The sequence below is a fragment of the Mycobacterium sp. IS-1264 genome, from assembly GCF_001954195.1.
Classification (GTDB): Bacteria; Actinomycetota; Actinomycetes; order Mycobacteriales; family Mycobacteriaceae; genus Mycobacterium.
Genome location: NZ_MBES01000056.1, coordinates 48,541 through 74,342, shown reverse-complemented (window position 1 = coordinate 74,342; position 25,802 = coordinate 48,541). Strand labels below are relative to the sequence as shown.

The following is a 25,802-nucleotide window of genomic DNA, read 5'->3' as shown; positions in this document are numbered from 1 at the left end:
TGCATGCGGGCCCTTTACGCGATATGCGGCCTAGCCGCCAGCGCATTGCTGGCCGCCTGCGGTTCCGAGCCAGCCAGAAACACCATCACGCCGCACGCGACGGCGACGCCATCCGCGACGGCGGCCACAAAGCTGAGCTCGCACACCGTGAAATGGGTCGACCTGCAGGTCGGCGACTGCGTGGCCGACCTTCCGCCAATCGATCTGAGCCGGGTGACCGTCACCGCCGTCGACTGCGCCACACCGCATTTGGCCGAGGTGTATCTGCGAGGTCCGTTGGCCGTCGACAAAGCCGTCGCCATCGTCGCCAACAAGGACTGCAACGAAGGATTCGCGCCGTATACCGGACAATCCGTTGACGGCAGCCCCTTTTCGATCACCTATCTCATCGACTCGAACCAGGACCGAACCGGCGCCAATCCCACCCCGAGCACCGTCATCTGCTTGCTGCAAGGCGCCAACGGTCAGCCGCTGACGCGTTCGGCGCACCGACCCTAGCACCCCAACTGTGCGGCGAGGTCGACGAAGTCGGCCGCGTTGACGTCGAATTCGTCGGAGTAGGCGACGTCGGCTTCGACGCCGGGCCCGAATTCCAAAGGGCGCGCGACGAATGCCGTGCGGAACCCGAGCCGGGCCGCCGCGCGGATGTCGTACTTGTGGCTTGCCACCATCATGACGTCCGCGGGATCGTGACCCAGGTAGGTCGCGGCCATGCGATAGATCGCCGGATCGGGCTTGAACACCCCGGCCATCTCGGCGGCAAAGACGGCATCCCAGGGCAATCCCGCCCGCTTGGAAATGTTGATCACCGCCGAGACGTCGGCGTTCGACAGCGTGGCCAACGTGAACGCGCCCCTCAGCCGCGTCAGCCCCGGCACCACATCCGGCCAGGGCGCCAGCCGCTGCCAGGCCAGGGTCAGCTCGTCGCGCTCGGCATCCGAAAAGCCCCCGATGCCGCACTCCTCCAGGACGGTGTCCAACGACGAGCGATACACCGAGTGCACCGAAACCCAGCGCGTGCCCGGCGAGGTCCCTAACGCGGCGAAATAGGCTGCGCGCCAACGCCGCACCACGTCACCCCAATCGACGCCCGGGTGCCGCCCGGCACTGAGACGCTGGGCCTCGCCGCACACGGTGGAGTGAAAATCGGTCGCCGTGCCCTGCACGTCGAACAACAATGCCTTGACCACGGGCCCCATCATGCAACGATGTGCCTCGTGGCCGACAGCGCAGAAGAGCACGAAGAACTCGACTACCGGTTCACCTTCGCCAACGAGCGGACGTTCTTGGCCTGGCAGCGCACCGCGCTGGGCCTGCTCGCGGCGGCCGTCGCCCTCGTCCAGCTCGTCCCGGAGCTGGCGATCCCCGGCTCGCGCCGACTGCTCGGGGTAGGTCTCGCGCTGCTGGCGACCCTCACCAGCGTGATGGGTCTGATGCGCTGGCAGCAGGCCGATCGCGCGATGCGCCGCGGCGATCCGCTGCCCCGTCATCCCTCGCCGGTGTTCCTGGCGATCGGCCTCAGCGTGGTCGGCATCATCGCGCTCGGCCTGGTCGTCCTCAAGGCGGTCGCGGGTTGACCCGGCCGGCCAGTCTGGCGGCGGAACGCACGATCCTGGCCTGGACGCGGACGTCGTTCGCGTTTCTGGTCAACGGCGTGCTGTTGACGATCAAGGACTGGCACGGCGCGACGGAGCCGGCGGCGCTCATCCCGGCCGCGTTGGCCGCGGCCGCGGCGCTGTGCAGCTTCGTGATCGCCCTGCAACGCCAGCGCACACTGGGCCGGCGGCCGATGCCGGCCCGGATCACCGCTCGGACCCCGGTGTACGTCGTCGGGATTTCCGTGCTGGTGCTCGTTGTCGTGACGGCGGTGACGCAGCTCGTCTAGAGCTTCAGGTACGCCGCGATCCCCCGGACGACAGCCGCGGCATACGCCGCCCGGCCGTCCGGGCTTTCCATGCGCGCGGCCTCGGCGGCGTTTTTCATGTTGCCGAGTTCGACGAGGATCGCGGGGTAGTCGGCGAGGTTCAGGCCGGCGAGGTCGTCGCGGCCGTAAAGGCCGTCGGAGCCGATGTAGTTGGACGGCCGCAGGCCCGCCTGGACCAACGCATCGCGCATGGTGTGGGCCAGCTGAATCGCGGGCCCGGATTGCGCGGCGTTCAATGGCGGGCTGGAGTAGTTGACGTGGAATCCGCTGCCCGACGGCGGACCGCCGTCGGCGTGGATGCTGACGATCGCGTCGGGGCGCATCGCATTGGCCTGCGCGGCGCGCTGGTCGACGCAGGGACCGACGGAGTTGTCGTTGTCCCGCGACAGCTGGGTGCGCACGCCCATCTGATTGAGCGAGCCGCTAATTCGCTGGACGACGTCCCACGTAAACGCGTGCTCCGAATAGCCGTCGTTGGTGGCGGCGCCCGACGCCTGGCAGGCCTTGGTGCCGCCCCGCCCGTTGGGGACTTGCTGGTTTATCGACGCGTCGTTCACTGCGTTGTGGCCCGGGTCGAGGAAGACGGCCGTGCCCGCGGCGGCGGCGGGTGGGGCGCCCAGCGTCGCGGCACCCAGCACCGCCGGCGCGACGCCGGCGTACTTCAGGAGGTCACGCCTGGAGACAGCGTCCATCGCGCGATGCTAGCAATTGGCCCGCGGCAACGAGTATTGGGCTGGCCAGCAACATGTTTGGCGACGCCTCTCCGCGAAACTCCCACCAAGACGTGGCCGTGGCCGCCAAATGTGGTCCACAATCCGGTGATTGGCCAAGCTCGGCAGTCCACGCACCGCTAACGCCCGCGCGAACCGCAGCAAACTTGGCTTCGCGGGCCCGATGCAATGGGGACGGTTCCTTTCGGCGAGTGACTTGCGGATGCCCCCGCGGTGTGAGGGAATAATTATGAAGTCCTCTGGAAATTCTTAGGTTTGGGAGGTGCTGGAATGGGCAAATATTGCGGCATGACCGCCGGTAATGTCATTCGTTTTCTTGCTCCTGCAGTACTCGCGGCCGCTGGGCTCAGCGGTTCCGTCGTGTCTGCCCCCATCTCATCCGCCCAGGGATGTCCGGACGTCGAGGTGTTGTTCGCCCGCGGCACCGGTGAGGATCCCGGGGTCGGTCCGACGGGACAGGCATTCGTCGATAACTTGCGCGGGCGCATCGCCCCGAAGTCGATGGATGTCTATCCGGTTAACTACCCCGCCAGCCAGGAGTGGCAGACGGGCGTCGACGGCATCCGGGACGCCGGCGCGCACGTCCAGTCCGAGGCGGCAAGCTGCCCGCAGACCAAGATGGTGCTCAGCGGCTACTCCCAGGGCGCGGCCGTGATGGGCTTCGTCACCTCCGCGGCGGTGCCCGACGGGGTCGACCCCGCGACAGTGCCGAAACCGCTGTCGCCCGACGTGGCCAACCACGTCGCCGCCGTCGTGCTGTTCGGAATGCCGAACGTTAGGGCCATGGACTTCCTGGGCCAGCCCCCGGTCGTCATCGGGCCGACCTACGCGGCCAAGACCATCAAGGTCTGCGCCCCCGAGGACCCGGTGTGCTCCGACGGCATGAATTTCGCCGCGCACGACACCTACGCGGCCGACGGCGACATCGTTGCCAAGGGCGCGGAATTCGCCGCCAGTCGCATCAACGGGTCTGCAGCGGGTCCGGCGACCGTGGTGAATTCGCCACACGGGGGTTTCGGCAGCTGACCTGCTGACCATACAAAAAAGTATGTTACGGTCGACGGCATGTCCGCCGTCGATGTCCGCCCCCTGCACGGGATTACCGATGAATTCGTCGCGCGGCTGGCCGAACGTGCCGACGAGGCCGAGCGGCTAAGGCGCCTGCCCGCGGAGACGGTCAGCGAGTTCAGGCGGACCGACCTGATCCGGCTGTTGCTTCCGGCCCGGTTCGGCGGCATCGAGGCGTCGTTCCCCGAGCTGCTCGGACCGATCCGGCGGATGGCGCACGGCTGCGCCTCGAGCGCGTGGACGCTGGGTTTTTATGCATTGCACAACTGGATGCTGTCGCTGTTCGATCCGCGGCTTCAGGAGGAAGTGTTCGCCTCGGGACCGGTCCTCGCGCCCGCTCCCCTGGCCCCGACCGGGCGCGGCGCCGCGGCGGACGGCGGGGTGCGCCTGACGGGGCGGTGGTCGTGGGCGACAGGGGCGATGGATGCGGATTGGGTGATCGTCGCGGCGCTGATCGAGCGACCGGACGGTGTCAGCCCGTCGCTTCTGGCGGTGCCGGCCGGCGAGGTCGAGGTCGCCGACGTGTGGCACACCTCGGGCATGCGCGGCACCGGTTCTCACGACCTCTTGGCCGACGATGTCTTCGTGCCCGAGCACCGCATCGTCGCGGTGTCGCACATCTACGGCGGAACCGCGCCGGGAGCGCAGTTCCACGGAGTGGCGACGTATCGGTGGCCGCTGGTGCCGGCGCTCGCGCTGACAGCGGCGATGCCGGTCCTCGGGGCCGCCGAACGGGTGACCGAGCTATTCGCCCAACGGCTGGCCAGCCGGGTGCTCGCGTATAGCGGTGTGGCGCAGAAGGATCAGCCCGCCGCCCAGATCAGGCTCGCCGATGCCAACGTGCGGCTGCGCGCAGTGCGCGCATTGACCGCCGAGACCGCCGACGAGATCGAGCGCATCGTGGTCAGCGGCGAGCGCGTCCGACGATCGACACGCGCCAACGCGCGCATGGCAGCTGCCCACACCGTGCACGAGTGTCGGTCGGTCATCGCCGATCTGATGGAAGCCGCCGGGGCCAGCGCGCACTTCTTGGCGAACCCATTGCAGCGCGCAAAGCGCGACGTCGACATCGCGGCCGGCCATGTCGTGTTCGACTACGACGTCGGCCGAGAGTTGGCCGGGGCCTTGGCAATTGGCGCGAAGATCTCGCCGATCGCGATGATCTGAGTGCTTACGACGGGCCGGCGAGCTTGGTCCGCGATTGCTGCAGCTGGGCGGCGTGCAGAATCGAGCCCGCCATAAGGAATGCGGGTTTCTTGCAGTCGGCGGGTTCGATCGACAGGTTGGCGGCCCGGCGCATCACCATCAGGGCGAGCGCGCTGTAGGTCGCATACGGAATGATCAATAGGTTGGCACGCGCATCGCACCCGCTGATCGTCATCACGTGCTGCTGTCTGCCCTCCCATCCCGGAGAGTTGAAATCGGGTGGTCGTTGCAGCGGTGGCCAGTTGACATTGATCGACGCGATCGCTCCGAGCAACGGCGTCAGGGTCTCGACAAGGTTCGGCAATTCATTCGTGATGCGGTCTACCCGTGGCCACCAGGCACCGTCGATGTCGTGGCCTAATTCGCAAGCCACGGAAACCCGCACCGGGTCGGCTCGGCGTCGAGCCCTAATCGGATGGGTCATTGCCGACAGCTCTGGACGATCCACGGATGTTCCTTCACGGACGGCGTCACCGCCCCGCGGGTGCGGGGCGCCGGAGGAATCACATTGCCCGTGATGTCATGCCGCGGAGAGCGGTGGACGACCGCCGACAACGAAACGGCTCACTGTCGACGCTACGCCACTAGCGTTGGGCACCGTCCACGGGATCGGCCAGCATGAGGTCGAGGAATCGTTCTCGCTGCGCGACGGACTGCGCCTGCTCGGCGGAAGCGGCGAGGTGCAGCAGCCCGATCCCCGCCGCGAAGGTCAACTCCGCTCGCAGCTTGGCGTCGTCGGGGCCAAAACCGTAGTCGGCGTAGGCCTTTGCGACGGTTTGCAGGAGGCGTCGGTCGGCGGCGCGGATGTTCGCGGCCGCCACCCGGTCCGTGCGCGCCCACTCGCGCATCGCGCGCTCCAGCATCCAATGCTGAGGGCTGACCAAGTCAATCATCATGGCGGACAACCGTTCCCGCGGTGGCAGCGCATCGAGCTCGGCCAGGGATTGGCGGTCACGCTCGAGGAAAGTGTTCCAGGATTCGACGAGCGCGGCGCGATAGCCGTCCATGTCCTCGAAGTGCCAGTAGAAGCTGCCCCGGGTCACGCCCAGCTGCTGGCAGAGCCGTTCGACCTTCAGCGCGCGCACGCCCTCCTCGGCGAGCACGGCGTAGCCGGCCTGCAGCCAGTCCTGGACCGACAGGCGGGTCGACGGGGGTTTCCGCGCAGCCACCGTGCCAGGTTACGGGCTTTTCTCGTCCGGCTCGTCGGCGTCGGCCACGGTCAGCGGCAGGGCCAGTTCTTCGAGCGGTCGGCGCTCGGCGGCGACACCGAGCCACAGCTCGACCAGGCCGGCGGCGGCCATCACGACCGCGCCGATCAAAAACGACCAGACCACCTGGCTGCGATCTCCGGAGTTGATCAGCTGGCCGAAGAGCAGCGGCCCGGTGATCCCGCCGATCGCCGTGCCCACCGCGTAGAAGAACGCGATCGCCAGGGCCCGGGTCTCCATCGGGAAGATCTCGCTGACCGTCAGGTAGGCCGCGCTCGCACCCGCCGAGGCCAGGAAGAACGCGACCGCGAGCACCGCGATGAACGTCCAGGCGCCGCCGGTCTTGGTCACGAACAGGACCGCGAGGACGACGACAGCGACGGCCGAGCCGATGTAGGTCAGGGTGATCATCGGTTTGCGGCCGACGGTGTCGAAGAGGTGCCCGAGCAGCAGCGGGCCGAAGAAATTGCTCAGCGCCCACAGGATGAAGAACACCGGCACCGCCCCGGAGGCGACGCCGTAGAACCCGCTGAGCAGGGTGCCCAGGTTGAAGGTCACGCCGTTGTAGAGGAAGGCCTGCCCGATGAAGAGAGCCAGCCCCAGGACCGCGCGGCGCGGGTAGAGCTTGAATGCCACCCGGGCGATCTCGACGAACGAGATGGTCTCGCGTTGTCTGATTCTTAGTGGCCGGCCTTGTGGCTCGGGCAGCGCTTCGCCGGTGTGCTCTTGGACTTCCGCTTCGATGTCGCCGACGACCCGCTCGGCTTCCTCGTCGCGCCCGTGGATGAACAGCCAGCGTGGGCTTTCCGGGACGTTGCGCCGGACGACGAGCACGAAGATGCCGAAGATGGCCCCAATGCCGAACGCGAGCCGCCAGCCGATGTTCGCGGCGAAGTTCGCCGTGTCGAGGAGGACCAGTGCGCCGGCCGCGCCCGCGGCCGAACCCAGCCAGTAGGTGCCGTTGATGATCAGGTCGACGCGGCCGCGCACCCGTGCGGGGATCAGCTCGTCGATGGCCGAGTTGATGGCGGCATATTCGCCGCCGATGCCGGAGCCGGTGAAGAAGCGTGCCAGGTAGAAAAACCACGGCGCGAAGGCGAACGCGGTGGCGACGGTGGCGGTCAGATACACGATGAGGGTCAGCACGAAGAGGTTGCGGCGGCCGAAGCGGTCGGTCAGGTGGCCGAAGAACAGCGCGCCCAGGCACGCCCCGGTGATGTAGATCGCCGCCGCCACGCCGATGTCGGCGGGGGTGAGCTCGATGCCGCTGCCCTTCTCGGTCAGGCGGGCCGACACGTTGCCGACCATCGTGACCTCGAGCCCGTCGAGGATCCACACGCCGCCCAGCCCGACGACGACGCGCCAGTGAAACCGCGACCAGGGCAACCGGTCCAGCCGCGCCGGCACCTGGGTGGTGATGGTTCCGGTTTGCACGCTGTCACTCATCGATACCCCCATTACCCACCGCGTCGCGTTCGCAAGCCTCATCCGCGATCTCGAAGTCCCAGCCGTTCGGGAAACCGATCATGCCGAAGGACTCCCGTGCTGCCGGGGCCAGATACACGCTAGCGGCCGTGTGGGTGGCGGGGCGACAGTGCGGTCGAGGATCAGGACCGGGTGCGCGACGAGCGTTCTAAGACGGAAGGAACTCCGAACGCGCTAGGCGCCGGAGCCATCCCCATCCGTCGACGCGAGCCAGCAGGCTCCAAAAGCCGCTACTTGCAACCAGGTTCGACGACCACCAGACGTGGTCGCAGCCGCTGCGGCGGGATCTCGACACCCGCCGCGAGGTCGTCGATCAGCGCATCCGCAAAATCCACCAAACCGGCGACATCGGTCCCGTAGCGCCCCGGGCGGTCGGCATGGGAAAGGCGGGCCGACGCGTTGCGCAGCAGACTCGTCGCCCCCTTGACGTTGCCGCGCTGGGCATGGGTGATGCCAACTGCGAGCTGCGCCAGGCCTTGCCACAGCATCCGTTCGTCTTCCGGACCGTGCTTCCAGGCCGCCTCAAGGACCTCGTGCGCGCTGAACGCCAGGCCCTGGTCCAGCAGATCCTGGGCAGAGGCCAGGGTTTCGGCCGGTGCCAGCTCAAGGTCATCGGGGATCCGTGGTACGCCCTCACTGCCATAGGGCAGCGGTCGGCCCAAGGAATCACGCGGGCGGGCACTTCGGGGTCGGCCCGATTCGTCCCGATCACGCTCGGCCATGCGCCCATCATGGCAAGCCGCGCTGTGTATTAGGAGCTCGGCTGTGAGCTGTCCACGTCGCGGCGGTCGGTGGTCGCGATGAAGTCCTCGATCAGCTCGACCACCTCGTTCGGCGCCTCGACGTGCGGGTAGTGACCGACGTGAGGCAGCACCTCGAGTCTGGCGTCCGTGCGCACCTTCGCCGCGGCGTACGCGTGCTCGACAGGAATGATGTTGTCCCGCTCGCCCCAGATCGCCATGATCGGCAGGTCGGCGCGCACCTGCAGCCTGTTCAGCGCGCTGACCGCCTGCCCGCGGTAATCGACCACGGACCGCAGCGTGCGCAGGAAGGACGCCCGCGTCTGCCGATCCGACAGCGACGAGTAGGCGCTCCATGTCTCGGCGCCGCGCGGCGAATGAATGCCGGCGCCCCTGAACCATGACCGGAGCTTGTTGCCGACGGTGAGCACCGGCTTCGGCGCGATGATCGGCAACAGCAGCTCCGCGCCGGGCGCCGAGAGCAGCCGTAGGATGATTCCGACGTCGGGACCGAGGCCGCCGCTGCTGATGAGCACCAACCGGTTGACGTAGTCGGGGTGCTGATAGGCGAACTGCATGGCGACACCGCCGCCGAGCGATTGACCGACCACAGTGACTTGGCTGACGCCGAGTTCGTCGAGGAAATCGCGGAGCAAGACCGCGAACGCTCCCAACGAGTAGTCACTGCGGGGTTTCGCCGACTCGCCGTGGCCCAGCAGATCCGGAGCGAGCACCCGGAATTTTTTCGACAGCTGCGGTAGCACGGCCCGCCAGGTGGCCGAACTCCCGGCCATGCCGTGGATCAGCAGCAGCACTTCCCCATCGCCGGCGTCGCGGTAGGCCATCCGATCGCCGTGCAACTCCAGAAACTTCAACTCGTTCATTTCGACCGAGTACCCCCTCTGGTCCCGATCCGGCCCGGTGGACCCTATCGTTGCAGAAAACATTAGGCGCGCGAAGAAAAGGTCGCGGCCGGCGTCAGCCCCGGTGGATCGTATTGGAGCGGCCCGAGTCGGTGATCTTTGGCGTGCCCGAGTGATAGGTGACGACGTTGTCGTAGCCGGAGACGTTGATGCGGTCGACGGCGTCGACGGTGACTTTGTTGTCGTAGCTCGAGATCGTGAGGCTGGCGGCGTGGCCGGTGACTTCGAATTCGATGCTGTAGGCCGACAGCGTCAGCTTGCAGTTGTTGCACGCGTGGGCGGTGACCGTGTTGCTGTAGCCGCTGGATTCCAGGGTGTCCGCGCTGTCGACGGTGACGTTGTTGTTGTAGCCGCCCACTTTGAGGCTGGCGCAGTGCCCGGTGACCGTGTACGTGCCGCCCGTGCCATAGAGCGTCAGGTTCCCGTCGTTGCAGGCGACCGTCTTGGTCTCCATGCTGCCGCCCACTCGGAGGTCGCCGCCTTGGGGTACTTCGGTGGGGCCGTTGCTGGGCTTCGAGTTCGGGCCGATGCTTCCAATGATCGACCCACTGGGGTTGGACCTCACGAACATCATCACCAGGCCCACGACGACCGGGATGAGAATCCCCAGGACGACGAGCACGAGCAACCACGAGAATGACGGGCTGCGTCGCGGCTGTGGCGTGCCGTAGCCATACGTCGGCGTTGTCGAGTACGTCGGAGCGCCGGTATACGGCGCCTGAGGCGCGTACGGCTCGCTCCCGATATATGGCGTGCTGTCGGCGGTTGGCGTCGCGTCGGCAAGCCCGCGCTCTAGCTCGCGGATCCGCTTTTCGGGATCGTCGTCTTTCATTTGCCAAATGTGCCACAGGTACTGGTCGGGGGCCAGCCTGAATTCCCGCTCAGCCGACTGTTTCAGGACGCCAGCTGCGGGCGGGTAGCCACAGTGAGCGAAATCCTAAGTGTTGGAAAGTAATTCGAAGGAGTCGATGATGGCGGTATCGTTGATGCCCTGGTCAACACGCGACCTCTCATGACAGGATTGCTCGGGTGATCCTGGCCGTAGACCTCGGCAAGACGTCCTGCCGGGCCGCGGCAGGCGGCCGGAGGGCCGAGGGGGCGGGCGCGCCGGGGCTCACGGCGCCTGGCGGTGTGGGGGCCGCGGAGGCAGCGATCCTGGCCGTCGCGGGTGATTTCCGCCCGGTCGACGAGGTGATTGTGGGCGCCGCCGGGGCGCTCGCGGCGCCTGACGCGGCGCGCGCGCTGGGCCACGCGCTGCTGGCCTCGCTGCGGGCGGAGCGAGTCGCGGTGACCAGCGACGCCGTGATCGCGCACGCGGGCGCGCTGGACGGGAAGCCGGGTGTGGTCCTGATCGTGGGCACCGGTGTCGTGGCGCTCGCGATCGGCGCCGATGGCACGCTGCGGACCGCCGACGGCTGGGGCCCGTGGCTGGGTGACGAGGGCGGCGGCGCGTGGATCGGCACCGCCGGGCTGCGCGCGGCGCTGCGCGCCCACGACGGCCGCGGCCCGACCACCACGCTGCTCGACGCCGCCCGCGCCCGCTTCGGTGCGCCGGAGACCTGGCCCGCCCAGCTCACCGGAGCCGCCGCCCTCGCCTCCTTCGCGCCCGAAGTCCTTGCCGCGCAAGACGATTCCGTGGCGTCGGCGATCGTCAGCGCCGCCGCCGAGGCGCTCGGCGCGACGGCCCACGCGGCCGGGGATGGCCCGGTGGCGATGGTCGGCGGCCTGACAGGGGTCGAGGCGCTGCGCGAGCAGCTCGACCTCGTCCCGGCCGCCGGCGACGCGCTTGGCGGCGCGCTGCGGCTGGGCGCGATCCACGAGCCGCATGTGATCCGCGTGCAGGCCGCCAAAACCGTTGTGGCACAAGGGCTCGACGCGCTCGCTACCGAAGCCGTGCGTCCAGACCTGGACGACCTCGACGCCCGGCCCATCGGCGAGGTCGTCGCGCTGCTCGTCGCCGCCGAGGGCGAGACGCACGCCGCGGTGGCGGCGGCGGTTCCGCGGATCGCGGCGGCGGCCGAGGCGATCGCCGCACGGCTCGAGCGCGGCGGCCGCCTGATCTACGCCGGCGCCGGAACGCCCGGGCGGCTCGGCGTTCTCGACGCGGCCGAGTGCGGGCCCACATTCGGCACCGACCTCGTGCGCGGAGTGATCGCCGGCGGGCCGGCGGCGCTGACCGCGGCGATCGAGGGCGCGGAGGACGCGTTCAACCCGGTCGATCTCGCCGACCTGACGGCCGCCGATGCCCTCGTCGGGATCACGGCATCGGGCCGCACGCCGTACGTGCTCGGGGCGCTCGAGCACGCGCGCGCGACCGGCGCGCTGACCGTCGCGATCGTCAACAACCCGGGCAGTGAAGCGTCTGCCGACGTCGTAATCGAATTGCTCACCAGCGCTGAGGTTCTCGCCGGGTCCACGCGGCTGACCGCGGGGACGGCACACAAGATCGTGCTCAACACGCTCTCAACGAGCGTGATGATCGCGCTCGGCAAGGCCTACGGACCGCGAATGGTCGACGTGCGCGCGACGAGCTCGAAGCTGCGCCGGCGCGCGGTGCGGATCGTCCGTGACGTGGCCGGCGTCGACGAGGAGGTCGCCACCGCCGCGCTCGCCGCCGCGGGCGGTCACGCCAAGACCGCGATCGTCGCGCTGCTCGCGGGCGTCGACGCCGCCGAGGCCGCCGTGCGGCTCGACCGGGCCCGTGGACGCCTGCGAGACGCGCTCGATCAGGCATGAGTGTGGCCGGGGCGGCGCATCATTGAGGGGTGCGGATCGGAGTCGGGGTTTCCACCGCGCCCGACGCACGAACGGCCGCGGTGGAGGCCGCAGCGCACGCGCGCGACGAGCTCGCGGGTGAGGCGCCATCGCTGGCCGTGCTCTTCGCATCGCGATCACACACTGACAAGGCCGTCGATGTCCTCGACGCGGTGCAAAGGATCGTTGAGGCGCCCGCGCTGATCGGTTGCGTCGCCCAGGGGATCGTCGCCGGCGGCCGCGAGATCGAGGACGGGCCCGCGGTGGCGGTGTGGCTGGCGTCCGGCCTGGCCGCGGAGACATTCGCGCTGGACTTCGTCCGCACCGGCTCGGGTGGCCTGATCACGGGTTACCGGTTCGACCGGGCCGCGCACGATCTGCACCTGCTGCTGCCGGACCCGTACACGTTCCCGTCGAGCCTGCTCGTCGAACACCTCAACACCGACCTTCCGGGGACGACCGTGGTGGGGGGCGTGGTGAGCGGTGGGCGGGGGCTCGGCGAGACCCGGCTGTTCCGCGACCACGGCGTGCTCACCTCCGGCCTCGTGGGCGTGCGCCTGCCTGGCGTGCACGGTGTTCCGATCGTGTCGCAGGGCTGCCGGCCGATCGGCAACCCATACATCGTCACCGGCGCCGAAGACGGCACGGTGATCACCGAGTTGGGCGGCCGGCCGCCGCTGCAGCGCCTGCGCGAGATCGTCGAGGGGTTGTCGCGCGACGAGCAGGAACTGGTCAGCCACGGGCTGTCGATCGGGATCGTCGTCGACGAGCACCTCGCTGCTCCGGGTCAGGGCGACTTCCTGATCCGCGGCCTACTCGGCGCCGACGAAACGACCGGGGCGATCGAGATCGGCGAGGTTGTCGAGGTCGGCGCGACGGTGCAGTTCCAGGTCCGTGACGCGGCGGGGGCCGACAAGGACCTGCGCCTGGTCGTAGAGCGGACTTTGGCGGAGCTGCCCGGGCGTCCGGTTGGCGCGCTGTTGTTCACCTGCAACGGGCGTGGCCGGCGAATGTTCGGGGTCGCCGACCATGACGCGTCGGCGATCGAGGAACTACTTGGCGGGATTCCGCTCGCCGGCTTCTTCGCCGCCGGGGAGATCGGCCCGATCGCGGGCCGGAACGCGTTGCACGGATTTACCGCTTCGATGGCGCTATTTGTCGACGATATGAGATGAGCAGCTACCTACGGACTGGGCTCCTGTAGTTGTGTGGTCTTCGCGCCGGGTAGCCGGCGGATCCAAGTTGGGAACGCGTGTACGTGCCGGTCCTGACATCCATTGCTCCACGCATGCACAATGGGCGCCCGGCGGTCGACCAGGAGTTCACGCACGCTGTCAGGGAGCCGCGCTTGCCCGTCACAGCTGCCGCGGAAACCCGTGTCCGTCGCTCCGGCCTTGTCGGTGGGTGGCGGCAGACTTCGTGACATGTCTCAATTGGGAGCGTCGTCGGTGGCGGCGGCCTTGGCCGGCGAGCACGCGGACGTGCGCCGCGCAGTGGAGTTGGTCGGTCAGATCCTGGCCGGATCGGTAACCTCGCGAACCACCTTGGATGGGTTCTTACAGGCGAGTCTGGGTCGGTCCGGCTCAGATTTGGTGTGTGAATCACGGAAGCTCTCTTCGATAGGTCACGTCACCGTGGGTTTAGCGATCGCGGCGCTGATTGACCGGTTCGATCCCGCCATCGGCCCTGGTGATGACGACGAGCCGCCTACTTGGGGTCACATCGAGATCGGCGAGCAACACCTGGCCCCGCCATCTGCCTTGTCCGCGTACTTCGCCGAGGGACAGCTTGCCCCCGCGCCGCTGGTGGTGCGGCTCAGCGAAGCGTTCGCCTTCAGCGACGGACCCCGCCTGCAGATCTACGCTTCCGCCGGCGACCGGTCATATGGCGTGGCGGTCATCGACGCGATCATGGCCGACGCCGAAGGTGCCAAGAACTTGTTCCGCGGACGCGCGCTGACCGCGACTGAAAACGACGGACTGGTGCTGGAAGTCAGTGAGCTGCCCGCCATTAACCGCGCGAATGTTATTGTGCCCGAATCCGTTTGGTCAGAGATCGACTTGAACATCGCGGCCGTCACCACCCATCGCGAGCTCATGAGGAGTTTGGGGTTGGGTGTTCGGCGCGGTGTGCTGTTAGCCGGCCCGCCCGGGGTAGGCAAGACCGTGATCTCCCAGGCGATCGCAAACGAACTGGTCGGTTCATTCACCGCGATCATCGTCGACGCCCGCGCCGGGCAGTCTGCGCTTGCCGGGGTGTACAAGGAGGCGCGCACCCTAGGCCCGACCTTGATTGTGTTGGAAGACCTCGATCTGATCGTCGGCGACCGGCGAAAGAGTGGTGACGCCCGGGCGTTGTCGGAATTTCTGGCAGTGATGGATACCGATCCATCGGCTCCGATCTTGACTTTGGCGTCCACCAATGACATCAGCGCTCTGGACGCTGCCGCTATCCGCACTGCACGCTTTGATTCGATCATCGAGATCGGCTACCCCACCCGCGACGCCGCGGCCCAAATACTGTCCACGTACCTACGGGGCGTGCCCGGCGGCGAGAGCGTCGCGGTACACAATGTTGCCGCCCGTTTCAGCGCTGATACCAGCGGAGCGGACATCCGTGAGATTGTGCGCCGCACTGTGCTTGCGAGCGGTTCAGTCACGCAGGCGGGTCTGATCGCCACAGTGCAATCCGGACGTTTCAAACCCCAACTGCCCCAAGGACATTACCTATAGCCCGATCGGTTCTATCCCATCGCCTTCGACTGCGACCACTACCAGACCTGACCCTTGCCGGTGTATTTAGTACTTAGCGTTGAGATCGTCTCTCGCATTTCGTAACTTTGTTCCGTAACGCCCGATATGAATTAAGAATTGGCCACCCTAGCCAGTTCATTCGATTCTATTAAAGCTCTTGCGGCGTAGATTGTCTGCCGCTCACCGTCAAATTATTCTCGCATCGGTGCTCCAAGTGCCGAGTTCGGCAAGGCGAGCTCGGATTGCGTCAAATCGTTTGATCGCAGATGCGATGCGGCGCTGCTGATCTATGTCATAGTTGCCGCTGTCATCCACCGGTATAGATATAACTAATTCCCTTACACGCGCAGTAAACAACTTGGCCTCATAGAGGAATCCACCGGCAGTCACGGCGCTCTGTAGCGCAACTGAGAGATAGTCCAGGTCGAATTGTCCTTCGCGAACCGGTTGAACAGCAATAACATCGTCCGTCAAGAGGCATCCCTTTTGCCGCACAAAAACTTTGCCAACTGAAGCACCGTTCGCATTCACGGTCACACTTGGTGCAGCTTCAATCGGAAATGCGGGGATTGTTGCGCCTTTCTTCCTTGTATTCCTTCTCATACTGTTCAACCAGGACCTACTCACGCTGCCTTTGGTAAGAGTTGCATCCTTAAAACAGGAGTAGACAACCACTTCGTCGTCCGGATTTATAGGGGGATGCTCTTGAATCTGGGTCGTGGTTATGCGAGTTCCTGATCTAACGGTTAGGAGCGTCTCGTCAGCCAATGAAACATCAGCCATCGGACCGGATGTAAGCAGCTCCAGCTCGGCCTTAGCTTCGTCGAGATCGTTCATCAATTGTTCGAGAGTATTTCGAGCATCATCAATGAAGTCATCTCGGGCAACAGGCGATGTAGTCTCGCCAAGTTGAACCAGTTCGTCATCTGACCAAAACCTGAAAATGTCCCATCTATCGTCAGGTCCAAAACCGTCGGCTTCGACAATCTTCACCACCGGCGAATTCGACGCCGCAGTGAGATCTCCTTCCTCCCGCGCAACAAAGGCAGCGGCGATGCCGGCTAGATCATTGTCATCTGGCGTAGGAGTGCGCCGCCAATCCAAGGATTCGCCAATGCTTCGCGCCAACCCGCACAGCACATCGGGACGCGGGTCCGAGTTAGTATGTCGCCGTTCGAGGACGATAATGTACGTTTTCTGGGCAGTGTTGAAGAAGGTGTTGCGAGGTAGCTGGATAGAAGCGAGAAGGTTGCATTCATCGAGTAGTTGTTGTTTCGGGCCCGGCTCCGTCCTATTCAATAGCCCTTGCGGCACGACGACGAATGCCCGTCCACCAGGCTTAAGAGCGCCAGATATATAGCGGATAAAAAGAGCCTCAACGCCAAGGCCAGCCCTGTCATAGTACTCCTTCAAGACCTTGCCGTTCCTTGGTCCGCTGACCGCCTTAATGGTGTCTTTGTATATCGCACTGCCGCGAGTAACATACGGAGGATTAGTCAATATGACGTCGACACTATTGACCGGAGGCTGGAGCAACGAACCAAGGGTTTTATTATCGTCCATCAACACGAAAGTCTCGGCCATCGCCTTGTTCAGCGCGCTCGGTGTTGTGGCAGGGTCTCGCACAAGCTCCGCCAGATGCAAAAGCATGTTCGCTTTTGCTAATACGTGAAGATCGGCATCTACGTCCAAGCCGATCGTTCTCACTCGGCGCCGGGGCTTTCCAGAAATAACCGTGACGTTGCCTTCAAGCGCGTCTGACCACATCAACGGTTCGAGTATAAAACCGCCGACTCCGGCGGCTGGATCCAGCAACACGGAGTTTTCTTGAAGCTTCCCCAACTGAGCCATGGCGACCATGGAACGCACAACGTTACGCGGCGTGAAGAACTGGCCCAGGCGCTGTTGTCGCGCCGAGCGTCGAAGGAAAGTCTCGTATAAGCGCAACTTGAATTCTGGGTCGATGGTCGTCAATGGACCAAAGGCATTGAAAGCATCGATTATGCTACGAAATGTTGTATTATAGCTTTCGTGCGTCTGGCTTCCGCTCTGCAAAAAAACGAACCCATTGATGATCGAGGTCTTTGACACTACGGTTCTCAGATCGAATAGCTTTGGCACATCGTCGTCGTCGCAGATCGTATTGTCCGGAAAAATCGACTTGATTTTTGGCCGGATCTGGTTGACGTAATACTCGACCTCGGTGACGCCAGTCTGCTCTTTGAACTTAGCGGGATCTCCTACTAGACGGTAGAAATTCAAATCGGCCGGCAGCAAGGAAGATGACAAGTTGTCACTGAGGAACTTGAGTACAAATATCTCGACGAACGTGAGGAGGCACTCTTTTGGCTCGGCCTTCGTGGCGTGCCAAATTAACTGCCAAACACGCTCGGCCAGCGGGGTGGGATCCTTCGGCGTCTCGACTCCCCCCGATAACAAACCTTCGAGCACGGCCGGAGAGAAATCTCGCTTCTCCATGAGCGTGACAACTCCACCCGATGTTTCGCTAGCTACGACGTCCACATATACGGTTTTGGTTCCATCGGCTGCGAAGGCAACAGTTGAGCCTACGGCGAGTGCTGACAGCAATGCCTGTTCTAACGCACCCTGGAGGCGCCTCTCCCCCAAGGTCCCAGCGAACTCACCGTGCTTCTTGTGCTCACCGATGGCTACCGGCACTGGCTTTCCGTCGCGGCGCTGCAGATAGACCGAATCGGGCTTGAGGGACGCGGGGCGCTTAGGAGGCTTGTACACGACTGGCGAAAACCGGTGCTCGGTCGGCAGGATGACCGGAAGCCCCGCGGTGACCAGGTTGGCCAGCGAGGTAGATCCTAAATTTAGGTGCTCGAAGGATCCGAACGTCTCGCCCTTGAGCTTGCCGCTCGCGAGGTACCCACGTTGCTGCAACTCTTCGTTCGCCACTGTCCGCCATTCTCTTTTGCGACTGTGTGGCACGGTACGTGACTAGCGGTCTACCTGTCATGGAGGCGCGCGGCTGGTCCGTCCCCTCGTCCTGTACCTGCAACCATCCTTGAGCAGGTCCTTATGAAGGAGCTAGCGACCATCCGTCAACTTGAGATAGCAACTGATCCGATCGCGTTCGCCGAAGCCACAATTCACCCGACGGCACGCCTACACAGGTGGCCGTCGTTGACCTCGATCGCTCATCGCCGAGTGACTCCTGGAGCGCCGAATGACTCATGGGGGTTAGGTGCGGCGCGCCCACACCCTTGACGAGGCGATGGCAATCCACTCACAGTTTCGTCGCCAAATCCCAGCACCCGGGGCCGGGATCGCTGGCAGCAGGAGCCTTAAGCGTGATACAGATCGAGGCGTACAACGACAAATCTGCCGACGGCCCATAGATGAATCGTCGAATTAGCCTACTAATTGCAAGTACCGTAGTTCCAGAATGCATCGCTATACCATCCCGGCACCGTGCTTAGGCCCGACCAGCGCGGACAAGCTAATTTAAGGCCTTTCCGGCAGAGCCGAAAGCCACCCGTCGCTAAGCAGTTCCAGCAACTGCCCATCCGGATCGCGAACCATTGCCGAGGCTTGGGACACCGTCCCGTCGACCACCGTTCCCCCGAACTCCGCAGCCTTCCCCAACACGCCCGGAAGATCGGATACCGAAAACGAGATGTGCGTCAGACCGATCTGATCCATAACCCGCCCCGGCCCGGCGTGTACTCCACGCCGCGAGTAGTCGATGAGTTCGAGGACCAAGCCATCCCGGACCAAGTAGGTCGCGTGGACTCCGAGTGGTTTGGGGAGCTGCAGCAGCTGATCCGCAGCCTCGTCGGGCACGTCAAGTTCCCACCAGAACTGGAACCCCAGCAGACCCTCGTAGAAGCGGCGTGACCGCTCGCGGTCGGCAACGCATAGCCCTACATGGTTGAAAGTTGTTCGGTGACTGGACATTACAACCTTCCAAAGCGGCTCGGGCTCTGACGGACACAGGCCAACTATTCGTACGCATTCAAAAGCGTAATAATGCAAAGATAGCGTTGATACGCGGCCACCGCCGCCAGGTCTCCTCGTGGAGGGCTCTCGATGACTACACGGCCCGACGTCAGGCCCGACTCCATCGTCGACTTCGACCACCATTCCGACGAGTTCAACCTCAACCAACAGCAGATCAACGCCGAGCTCAGGCAGAAATGCCCCGTCGCCTGGAACCAGAACTACGACGGCTTCTGGTACCTCAGCAGCTACGACGCGGTCAGCCAAACGGCCCGAGACGACGACACCTTCTCCCATCGATACGACCCCAACACCGACGACGGCGTCGACTACCAGGGCGAGATGGGCGTGCCGCGTCCCGACGGCCAACCCGCCCTGGGCATCGGCGAGGTCGACGGCGACTATCACCTGGCCCTCCGCCACGCGCTGGCACCGTTCTTCTCACCCGGCGCCGTCGAAAAACTCAAGCCCTTCATGGAGCAATCCGCGCACTGGTTCCTCGACCAGAAAATCACCGACGGGCGGATGGACCTCGTCCTCGACTACGCCAGCCCGGTCCCGGCCATCCTCACCATGAAGCTGATGGGCCTGCCCTACGACAACTGGCACCTCTACGCCAACCTCTTCCACTCCGTCATGGCCGTCCCCCAGGACAGCGACGAGTACGCCAGCGCCATCGCCAAAGTCCCCGCCATGATGCAAGAGGTCCTCGAGTTCGCCGCGGCCCGACGAGCCGACGCCCGAGAAGACCTGACCAGCTTCCTCATCCAGTTCGAATTCGACGGCAAGCGCCTCACCGACGACCAGCTGCTCAACATCATCTGGAACCTCATCGGCGGCGGCGTCGACACCACCACCTCCCAAACCGCGCTCACGCTCAAACACCTGGGCACCCACCCCGAGCTACTCCAACAACTCATCGACCACCCCGAGCTCTACCGCACCGCCACCGACGAATTCCTGCGCTACTTCTCGGTCAACAAGTCATTGAGCCGCACGGTCACCCGCGACGTCGAACTCAATGGCCAACGCCTGAGAAAAAACGACCGCGTCATCATCAGCTGGCTCTCCGCGAACCACGACGAAAAAGAATTCGACCGACCCGACGACGTCATCCTCGATCGAATGCCCAACCGCCACCTCGCCTTTGGGCTCGGGCCGCATCGCTGCATCGGATCGCACCTGGCGCGCCTGATGTCCGAAGTGATGGTCAGGGCGGTGCTCGACCGCATGCCCGACTACCGGGTCGACGTCGAAAACACCCACCAATACATGAGCAACCCGAGCATGACCGGCCTCGGCAAGCTACCGGTCACCTTCACACCCGGCGCGAGCAGGCGCACATCACGCCCCTGGTGATGGCTCGCGCGGAATCATGACGCGCCGCCGGTCAGCAGTCCACGCTCGATAAGTTCCCACACTTGCCGCTGCGCGAATTCGATGCCGGCCGCGGTTTTGGGTAATGGCCCGTCCAGCAGGAGGTTCGCGAGGCCGTGCACCGCCGACCAGACCGCAATCTCGGCTCCGGGCCTGCGGCGCCGGTCCAGCAGTCCGGCGGCTTGGCATTGGTCGAGCACGTCGCTGAGGATCTCGAAGGGATCGGCACCATCACGCGGTGCTGCGGCGTCCTGATCCGCGGCGGGCGCAGTGGCGGGATGCGAGGTAAACGCGGTCCGGAACAGTCCGGGCTCACTCAACGCGAAGTCAATGTAGGCCGTACCAACCGCACGCAGCCGCTGGCGGGGAGCTCTGGCGCGGGCAACGCGTCGGCGCATTTCGGCGGCAAGCTCGCTGCGCGCATGGCGCGACACCTCGTCCAGCAGTGCTTCGCGGTCGGCGAAATGACGGTATGCGGCCGAGTGCGACACCCCGGCCACCCGGGCGGCCTCGCGCAGGATGACCCGATCGGGTCCGCCTTCGCGAGCCAGCTCGATGCTCGCCTCGACCAACGCTGAGTTCAGCGCACCGTGGTGGTAAGGCTTTTCACGCTGTGGTCCGGCGGGGGTCATGCTCGCCAGAATCCCACACGGACTCGATGTTGACAACGGTCACATGCCGTCGCATACTGCAATGTAACCAGTGGTCACATTGCGCTACTGGTTCGAAGTACCGATTAGTGGAAGGACAGTCCGATGACAAACTCACGCGTGCTGGTGACCGGCGCCACCGGCAAAATTGGCGGCGCGGTAGCCGCCCAACTATTGGAAAAGGGCGTGCCGACAAGGGCTTTGGTGCACCGCGAGGACGCGCGCAGCGCCCGCTTGCGTCAGTTGGGCGCCGAGGTCGTCGTCGCCGATATGTTTGACATTCAACAGGTTACGGCCGCGATGAACGGGGTCGATCGGCTCTATTTCAATCCCCCGTGGCATCCTCACGTACTCGACAGCGCGGTGGCCTTCGCGGTCGCGGCACAGCGCGCAGGAGTGGAAGCGGTGGTGGCGCTTGGGCAATGGCTGGCCAGCCCCGAGCATCCCTCGTTGATGACGAGGCAGGCCTGGCTGACCGACAAGTTGTTTGAGCTGCTGCCGAACACCGCCCACGTCGCGGTCGATCCCGGCTACTTCGCCGACGGCTACCTGAACCTGCTCTCGGTCGCCGCGCAGCTGGGCGTGTTGCCGGTGCCGACCGGCGGCGGCCGCAACGCCCCGCCGTCCAACGAGGACATCGCCCGCGTCGCCGTCGGTGCCCTGCTCGATCCGCACCGTCACGACGGGCGGGCCTACCGCCCGACCGGGCCGACTCTGCTAACCGGAGCAGAAATCGCCGACGCGATAGGTGAGGCGTTGGGCAGGCGGGTGCGTCACATCGACATCCCGCCTCGGATGTTCATGAAGGCCCTGCGCGCGAACGGAAAACGATTCGGTTTCGACGAGTTCTTCCAGTCCGGCATGCGCCACTACGGGCCGGAGTATGGCCTGGGGACCTGGGAAGTCGGCGGCCCGACGACCCATGTCCGTGATGTCGCCGGTGTCGAACCGGAGGACTTCCTGACCATTGCGCGCCGCTATGTCGGTGGCCCGGAATTACGGCGCACCCCAGGCAATTTCGTTCGCGAACTCTGGAACATGATGCGCATCACGGTTACGCCGATGCACCGGCTGGACAGGTTCGACCGACTCCAGCAGCATCCGCAGCCCGCCCGCCCGGTTTTCTCGGCGCAATCCGCGATCTGGCGACAAGAACATGCCGCAGTCGATGGCCGGTTTGGGCTAAGCCAGCCTCACCCTGCATCGCCATCGCAGGTCGCGTAAACCGGCTCGCCCGTTAGCCGGCTGTGGCGTACTGCAGCACCGGCTCCGACGAATCGACGTGCTCACCGCTGATGATCCTCAGCCGTTCGGGGCGCACCTCGTAGCGGACGCCGTTGAGCGGATTGGTGACGTCGAACCCGTCCCCCGCGCGTTCGGCGTTGGACAGTTCGATGTGGGCGCCGTCGCGAATACGCTCACCGCGGTAGTAGTAACTGCCGCTGAGGTTTTCACACACCACCGCGAGTGACTGGGCGGTGCGCACCACCGCGGCGGGCGGATTGCCCGGATCGCACCGGGCCGTCTCACCGACGAACCCCAACCCGTCGGCACCCTTCACCGGGCGCGATAGCGACGGCGTCTTCGGCACCGGCGCGCTCGGCGGAGGTGCAGCCCGCTGGGTCTGCGACGGCACGGCGCCGTTGCGGGGCGTGAAGACCACGGATCCCACCGCCACGACCAGGCCGACAACCAACGCGACCACCGCCGCCACCGTCAGCACGAGCGGCGCCCGGCCGATCGTCAGCGGGCGGACCGGCCGCTCCGGCGTCGACTCCGCGGGCGGGTAGGGGCTCGAGCCAGTGTCATCGGGATTGGGATAGAACGCCGCGAACGGCCGCGTGCGCGGCGGCACGCTCTGCCCCGCCGCAACGGGAATCCGCTCGTCGGCCGAGGACACCGCCTCGCTGGCCGCCCGGGCCAGCTCACCTGCGGACGCGTACCGCCCCGCGCGCTGCTTGGCCATGCCCCGTGCGACGACGTCGTCGAAGGCCCGGCCGACGCCGCGGCGCATGATGCTTGGGCGCGGCGCCGGGGACAGCAGGTGTGCGCTCTTCAGTTCTTGCGGATCCGAGCCCTCGAACGCCGGCTGTCCCGTGAGGCATTCGTAGAGCACGCACGCCAGCGAATACACGTCGGTCTGCGGCCCGATCCGCCCGCTGGTGAACCGTTCGGGCGCCATGTAGGTGCGCGACATCGTCGCGTCGCCGCCGGCATGCGCGATGCCGAAGTCGACGACGTACGCGAAGTGGTCGCGCGTGAGCAGGATGTTTTCCGGTTTGACGTCAAGGTGCGTCAGGCCAGCGGCGTGCGCGGCGTCCAGCGCACGCGCCACCTGCGCCGTGATCGAGGCAGCGCGCGAGGACTCCAGCGGGCCCCGCTCGCGCAGCAGGTCGCGCAGGCTGCCGCCGTCGACCAGGTGCATGTCGAGGTAGTGCACCCCGTCGATCTCGCCGAAGTCATGCACCGGGATGACGTGGGGTTCCTGCAATCGCGCCGTCGCCCGGCATGCTTGGTAAAAGCGTTGCTGGAAGCCAGGTTCCGCGGCCCTCTCCGCACGTAACAGCTTGAGCGCGACGCGCCGATCCTTAACCGTGTCGTAGGCCCGGTAGACCTCGCCGAGCGCGCCGCTGCCGATCAGTGCTTGCAGCTCGTATCGCCCGAACCGGGTAGAGGACAATCGGAAATCCTTCCGTCAGCTCGAACAGGTCCAGCCCGGCGGATTCCCAAATTCGGCGTCGACGTAACGTGCGCCAGCTCACGCGTGCGGCGGTACTGGGCACCAGAACAGGCCGCAGTTGAAGTTGGGAGGGCCGGTGTGCCGCGGCGGAGCGTTGATCGGTCCGTTCGGCCAGCCATATACGGCTCCATTGCCGGTATCGACGACACCACGATAGTCGTAGTAGTACTCGTGGCACACGCCCATGTTCCAGTTGATGAAGTTGTCCGGAATCCGCTCGCCGGGACACCAGTGACCGCACGTGTGGCCCGCCGGGCAGTTTCCGCCGACGTGGCCAAAAGGATCGGCCTGGGCGACGCCCACGGCCATCCCCAACCCCGCGGTGGCGATGGCGCCCGACACCAGTACCCCGGCGACGATCCTCTTCAAAGTCATGCGGTAACTACACACCGGCCGGACCACTACCGATCCCAATTACGATGAGCGACATGACGGCGCGCTTCGCGGAAATCGTCGGGGCCCACAACCTGCTGACCGGCGCCGCCATCCCCGACGACTACTTCCACGATGAGGTGTTGACGGCGGCGCCGCAGAAACCGGGGTGGGTCGCGAAACCGGCATCCGCCGACGAGGTCGCGCAGCTGCTGAAAGCCGCCACGCAGCACAAGGTTCCGGTGACGGCCCGCGGATCCGGGACCGGCCTGTCGGGCGCGGCGATACCGCGGGAAGGCGGGCTCGTCATTTCCTTCGAGCGGATGAACGCGGTCCTCGAGGTCGACACGACCAACCAGGTCGCCGTCGTCCAACCGGGGGTGACGCTGACCGAGCTGGACGCCGCGACCGTCGACGCCGGGCTGAGCTACATGGTTCATCCGGGCGAGCTGTCCTCCAGCGTCGGCGGAAACGTGGGAACCAATGCCGGCGGCATGCGTGCGGTCAAGTACGGGATCGCCCGCCACAATGTGCTCGGGCTGCAGGCCGCGCTGCCGACCGGCGAGCTCATCCGGACCGGCGGCAAGATCGCCAAGGTCTCCACCGGTTACGACCTGACCCAGCTCATCGTCGGCTCCGAAGGCACCCTGGCCCTGGCCACCGAGGTGATCGTCAAGCTTCATCCGCGCCTCGATCACAGCGCCACCGTGCTCGCCCCGTTCGCCGACTTCGACCAAGTCATGCAGGCGGTGCCTCGCATCTTGGCCAGCGGGCTGGTGCCCTACATCCTCGAGTACATCGACAACATGACGATGGCCGCCCTCGTCCATACCCAGAACCTCGAGCTCGGCATTCCGGACTCTGTCCGCGACAGTTGCCAGGCGTATCTCGTTGTGGCGCTTGAGAACCGCACCGCGGACCGGCTGGGCGAGGATATCGAGCGGGCCGGTGAGCTGGTCGCCGAGCTGGGGGCCGTCGACGCCTATGTTCTCGAGGGAAGCTCCGCCCGTCGATTGATCGAGGCACGCGAGAAGGCGTTCTGGACGGCCAAGGCGATCGGCGCCGACGACATCATCGACACCGTCGTGCCGCGCTCCGCGATGCCGAAATTCCTTTCGGGTGCACGCGAATTGGCGGTGGCCGCGGGCGGTGCCGCGGCGGGCTGCGGGCATGCCGGTGACGGCAACGTGCACCTGGCCATCATCTGCAGGGACCCGTCGCGTCGGAAGAAGCTGATGACCGACATCTTCGCGCTGGCAATGGAATTGGGTGGCGCGATCTCCGGTGAACATGGCCTTGGCCGCGCCAAAACCCCGTACTTCCTCGAGCTCGAAGACCCCGTCAAGGTCGAGCTCATGCGCCGCATCAAGCAGAGCTTCGACCCCGCGGGCATCCTCAATCCCGACGTGCTCTTCCCGACGCAATTGTCGCTGTGAGGCGGGCACAAAGCGTGTCGCCTTTTCGAGAGACTCGTGTGGCCGATGTGACTTAGCTGCGTCGCCGCGCCGCAACCCAACGCGCGACGAACCAGCAGAACAGCGCAAACCCGACGCTGGAATAGATCAGGTTGATGATCAAGCCCGCCGTTGGATCGAACCCGAGCCGGCGCAGCTGCCCCGCTTTACGGGCATCGATGCCGTGGCTGAGCTCCAAGATGATTCCCGCGATCGCGAGGAGATGCCCGGCGAGCGCAACGAGGACGACCCGGATCACCCAACGAAAACCACGCAGCACCATCACCGCGACGGCGGTCAGGGCGACCGCAACCGCGATGTACGCCAGCGCTTGAACCGTCTCGCGGTGCGCTACTGCGGAGACCAACGCGGTGATGGCCAGCCCGACACCGGCAAGCATGAGCCCGGCGACGCTGATTGCAAGCGGCCGATGGAACGCAGCCATGCCGGC

At 65.6% G+C, this 25,802-nt stretch carries 25 protein-coding genes; 11 read left to right on the top strand and 14 right to left on the bottom strand.

Annotated features, from left to right (window positions below):
• Positions 1-3: 3 nt before the first annotated feature.
• Entirely contained in the window at positions 4-498 is a 495-nt protein-coding gene (locus A5744_RS11720) for a hypothetical protein (protein ID WP_076061118.1), read from the top strand.
• On the opposite strand, the gene A5744_RS11715 is transcribed toward A5744_RS11720, so the two are convergent.
• The gene (locus A5744_RS11715) at positions 495-1,199 is read right to left on the bottom strand and encodes a haloacid dehalogenase type II (RefSeq protein WP_076061200.1); all 705 of its coding nucleotides are present in this window, start codon (positions 1,197-1,199) and stop codon (positions 495-497) included. The genes A5744_RS11720 and A5744_RS11715 overlap by 4 nt on opposite strands.
• 9 nt (positions 1,200-1,208) lie before the next feature.
• On the opposite strand from A5744_RS11715, the gene A5744_RS11710 reads away from it, so the two are divergent.
• A complete protein-coding gene (locus A5744_RS11710; protein WP_076061116.1) occupies positions 1,209-1,577 on the top strand; it encodes a DUF202 domain-containing protein in 369 nt (122 codons plus the stop codon).
• Positions 1,574-1,885, top strand: coding sequence for a DUF202 domain-containing protein (locus A5744_RS11705; RefSeq protein WP_076061114.1), 312 nt, complete (start codon positions 1,574-1,576; stop codon positions 1,883-1,885). Before A5744_RS11710 ends, A5744_RS11705 begins: the two co-directional genes overlap by 4 nt.
• Here A5744_RS11705 and A5744_RS11700 read toward each other — a convergent pair.
• Positions 1,882-2,616 carry an Rv3717 family N-acetylmuramoyl-L-alanine amidase gene (locus tag A5744_RS11700; RefSeq protein WP_076061112.1) on the bottom strand — a complete coding sequence of 245 codons (735 nt, stop codon included), beginning with the start codon at positions 2,614-2,616 and terminating at the stop codon, positions 1,882-1,884. The two genes, A5744_RS11705 and A5744_RS11700, sit on opposite strands and share 4 nt — an antisense overlap.
• A 309-nt stretch (positions 2,617-2,925) precedes the next feature.
• Between A5744_RS11700 and A5744_RS11695 the strand changes: the two genes are divergently transcribed.
• Together A5744_RS11695 and A5744_RS11690 are read left to right on the top strand one after the other, a co-directional pair.
• Complete coding sequence (locus tag A5744_RS11695; protein WP_076061110.1) at positions 2,926-3,681, top strand: cutinase family protein; 756 nt, start codon at positions 2,926-2,928, stop codon at positions 3,679-3,681.
• 39 nt (positions 3,682-3,720) lie between these two features.
• On the top strand, positions 3,721-4,890 hold the full coding sequence (locus A5744_RS11690; RefSeq protein WP_076061108.1) for an acyl-CoA dehydrogenase: 1,170 nt from the start codon (positions 3,721-3,723) through the stop codon (positions 4,888-4,890).
• 4 nt (positions 4,891-4,894) lie between these two features.
• Here A5744_RS11690 and A5744_RS11685 read toward each other — a convergent pair whose 3' ends face one another.
• The 6 genes from A5744_RS11685 to A5744_RS11660 form a co-directional block, all read right to left on the bottom strand.
• Positions 4,895-5,353: a DUF5994 family protein gene (locus tag A5744_RS11685; RefSeq protein WP_076061106.1), complete on the bottom strand. Its 459-nt coding sequence runs from the start codon at positions 5,351-5,353 to the stop codon at positions 4,895-4,897.
• A gap of 160 nt (positions 5,354-5,513) precedes the next feature.
• Entirely contained in the window at positions 5,514-6,098 is a 585-nt protein-coding gene (locus tag A5744_RS11680; protein WP_076061104.1) for a TetR/AcrR family transcriptional regulator, read from the bottom strand.
• A gap of 9 nt (positions 6,099-6,107) precedes the next feature.
• Positions 6,108-7,583 carry an MFS transporter gene (locus A5744_RS11675; protein ID WP_076061103.1) on the bottom strand — a complete coding sequence of 492 codons (1,476 nt, stop codon included), beginning with the start codon at positions 7,581-7,583 and terminating at the stop codon, positions 6,108-6,110.
• Positions 7,584-7,852: 269 nt separating this feature from the next.
• Entirely contained in the window at positions 7,853-8,344 is a 492-nt protein-coding gene (locus A5744_RS11670; protein WP_076061101.1) for a DUF309 domain-containing protein, read from the bottom strand.
• A 29-nt stretch (positions 8,345-8,373) separates the two neighbouring features.
• Positions 8,374-9,246: an alpha/beta fold hydrolase gene (locus A5744_RS11665; RefSeq protein ID WP_076061099.1), complete on the bottom strand. Its 873-nt coding sequence runs from the start codon at positions 9,244-9,246 to the stop codon at positions 8,374-8,376.
• Between the two features lie 94 nt (positions 9,247-9,340).
• Entirely contained in the window at positions 9,341-10,117 is a 777-nt protein-coding gene (locus tag A5744_RS11660) for a DUF3060 domain-containing protein (RefSeq protein WP_076061097.1), read from the bottom strand.
• 197 nt (positions 10,118-10,314) lie between these two features.
• On the opposite strand from A5744_RS11660, the gene A5744_RS25020 reads away from it, so the two are divergent.
• The 3 genes from A5744_RS25020 to A5744_RS11640 all read left to right on the top strand — a co-directional run bounded on the left by A5744_RS25020 (position 10,315) and on the right by A5744_RS11640 (position 14,771).
• Entirely contained in the window at positions 10,315-12,021 is a 1,707-nt protein-coding gene (locus tag A5744_RS25020) for an N-acetylmuramic acid 6-phosphate etherase (RefSeq protein WP_240563027.1), read from the top strand.
• A gap of 29 nt (positions 12,022-12,050) precedes the next feature.
• Positions 12,051-13,214: an FIST N-terminal domain-containing protein gene (locus A5744_RS11645; protein WP_076061095.1), complete on the top strand. Its 1,164-nt coding sequence runs from the start codon at positions 12,051-12,053 to the stop codon at positions 13,212-13,214.
• Positions 13,215-13,463: 249 nt separating this feature from the next.
• Entirely contained in the window at positions 13,464-14,771 is a 1,308-nt protein-coding gene (locus tag A5744_RS11640) for an ATP-binding protein (RefSeq protein ID WP_076061093.1), read from the top strand.
• A 207-nt stretch (positions 14,772-14,978) separates the two neighbouring features.
• Here A5744_RS11640 and A5744_RS11635 read toward each other — a convergent pair whose 3' ends face one another.
• Both A5744_RS11635 and A5744_RS11630 read right to left on the bottom strand, forming a co-directional pair.
• Positions 14,979-17,714 (bottom strand): N-6 DNA methylase, encoded by a 2,736-nt coding sequence (locus tag A5744_RS11635; protein ID WP_076061091.1) that lies wholly within the window; start codon positions 17,712-17,714, stop codon positions 14,979-14,981.
• 549 nt (positions 17,715-18,263) lie between these two features.
• A complete protein-coding gene (locus A5744_RS11630; protein ID WP_076061089.1) occupies positions 18,264-18,716 on the bottom strand; it encodes a VOC family protein in 453 nt (150 codons plus the stop codon).
• 132 nt (positions 18,717-18,848) lie between these two features.
• On the opposite strand from A5744_RS11630, the gene A5744_RS11625 reads away from it, so the two are divergent.
• Positions 18,849-20,117, top strand: a complete 1,269-nt coding sequence (locus A5744_RS11625) for a cytochrome P450 (RefSeq protein WP_076061087.1) — start codon at positions 18,849-18,851, stop codon at positions 20,115-20,117.
• Between the two features lie 14 nt (positions 20,118-20,131).
• Here the strand turns inward: A5744_RS11625 and A5744_RS11620 are convergent, their stop codons facing one another.
• Positions 20,132-20,767 carry a TetR/AcrR family transcriptional regulator gene (locus A5744_RS11620; protein ID WP_076061085.1) on the bottom strand — a complete coding sequence of 212 codons (636 nt, stop codon included), beginning with the start codon at positions 20,765-20,767 and terminating at the stop codon, positions 20,132-20,134.
• A gap of 123 nt (positions 20,768-20,890) precedes the next feature.
• On the opposite strand from A5744_RS11620, the gene A5744_RS11615 reads away from it, so the two are divergent.
• Entirely contained in the window at positions 20,891-22,009 is a 1,119-nt protein-coding gene (locus A5744_RS11615; protein WP_076061083.1) for an NmrA family NAD(P)-binding protein, read from the top strand.
• Between the two features lie 13 nt (positions 22,010-22,022).
• On the opposite strand, the gene A5744_RS11610 is transcribed toward A5744_RS11615, so the two are convergent.
• Both A5744_RS11610 and A5744_RS11605 read right to left on the bottom strand, forming a co-directional pair.
• A complete protein-coding gene (locus A5744_RS11610) occupies positions 22,023-23,465 on the bottom strand; it encodes a serine/threonine-protein kinase (RefSeq protein WP_076061081.1) in 1,443 nt (480 codons plus the stop codon).
• 78 nt (positions 23,466-23,543) lie between these two features.
• Complete coding sequence (locus tag A5744_RS11605) at positions 23,544-23,900, bottom strand: hypothetical protein (RefSeq protein ID WP_076061079.1); 357 nt, start codon at positions 23,898-23,900, stop codon at positions 23,544-23,546.
• Between the two features lie 44 nt (positions 23,901-23,944).
• Here A5744_RS11605 and A5744_RS11600 point away from each other — a divergent pair, with 44 nt between their 5' ends.
• Complete coding sequence (locus A5744_RS11600; RefSeq protein ID WP_076061077.1) at positions 23,945-25,333, top strand: FAD-binding oxidoreductase; 1,389 nt, start codon at positions 23,945-23,947, stop codon at positions 25,331-25,333.
• Positions 25,334-25,385: 52 nt separating this feature from the next.
• On the opposite strand, the gene A5744_RS11595 is transcribed toward A5744_RS11600, so the two are convergent.
• Entirely contained in the window at positions 25,386-25,796 is a 411-nt protein-coding gene (locus tag A5744_RS11595) for a hypothetical protein (protein ID WP_076061075.1), read from the bottom strand.
• Between the last annotated feature and the right edge of the window lie 6 nt (positions 25,797-25,802).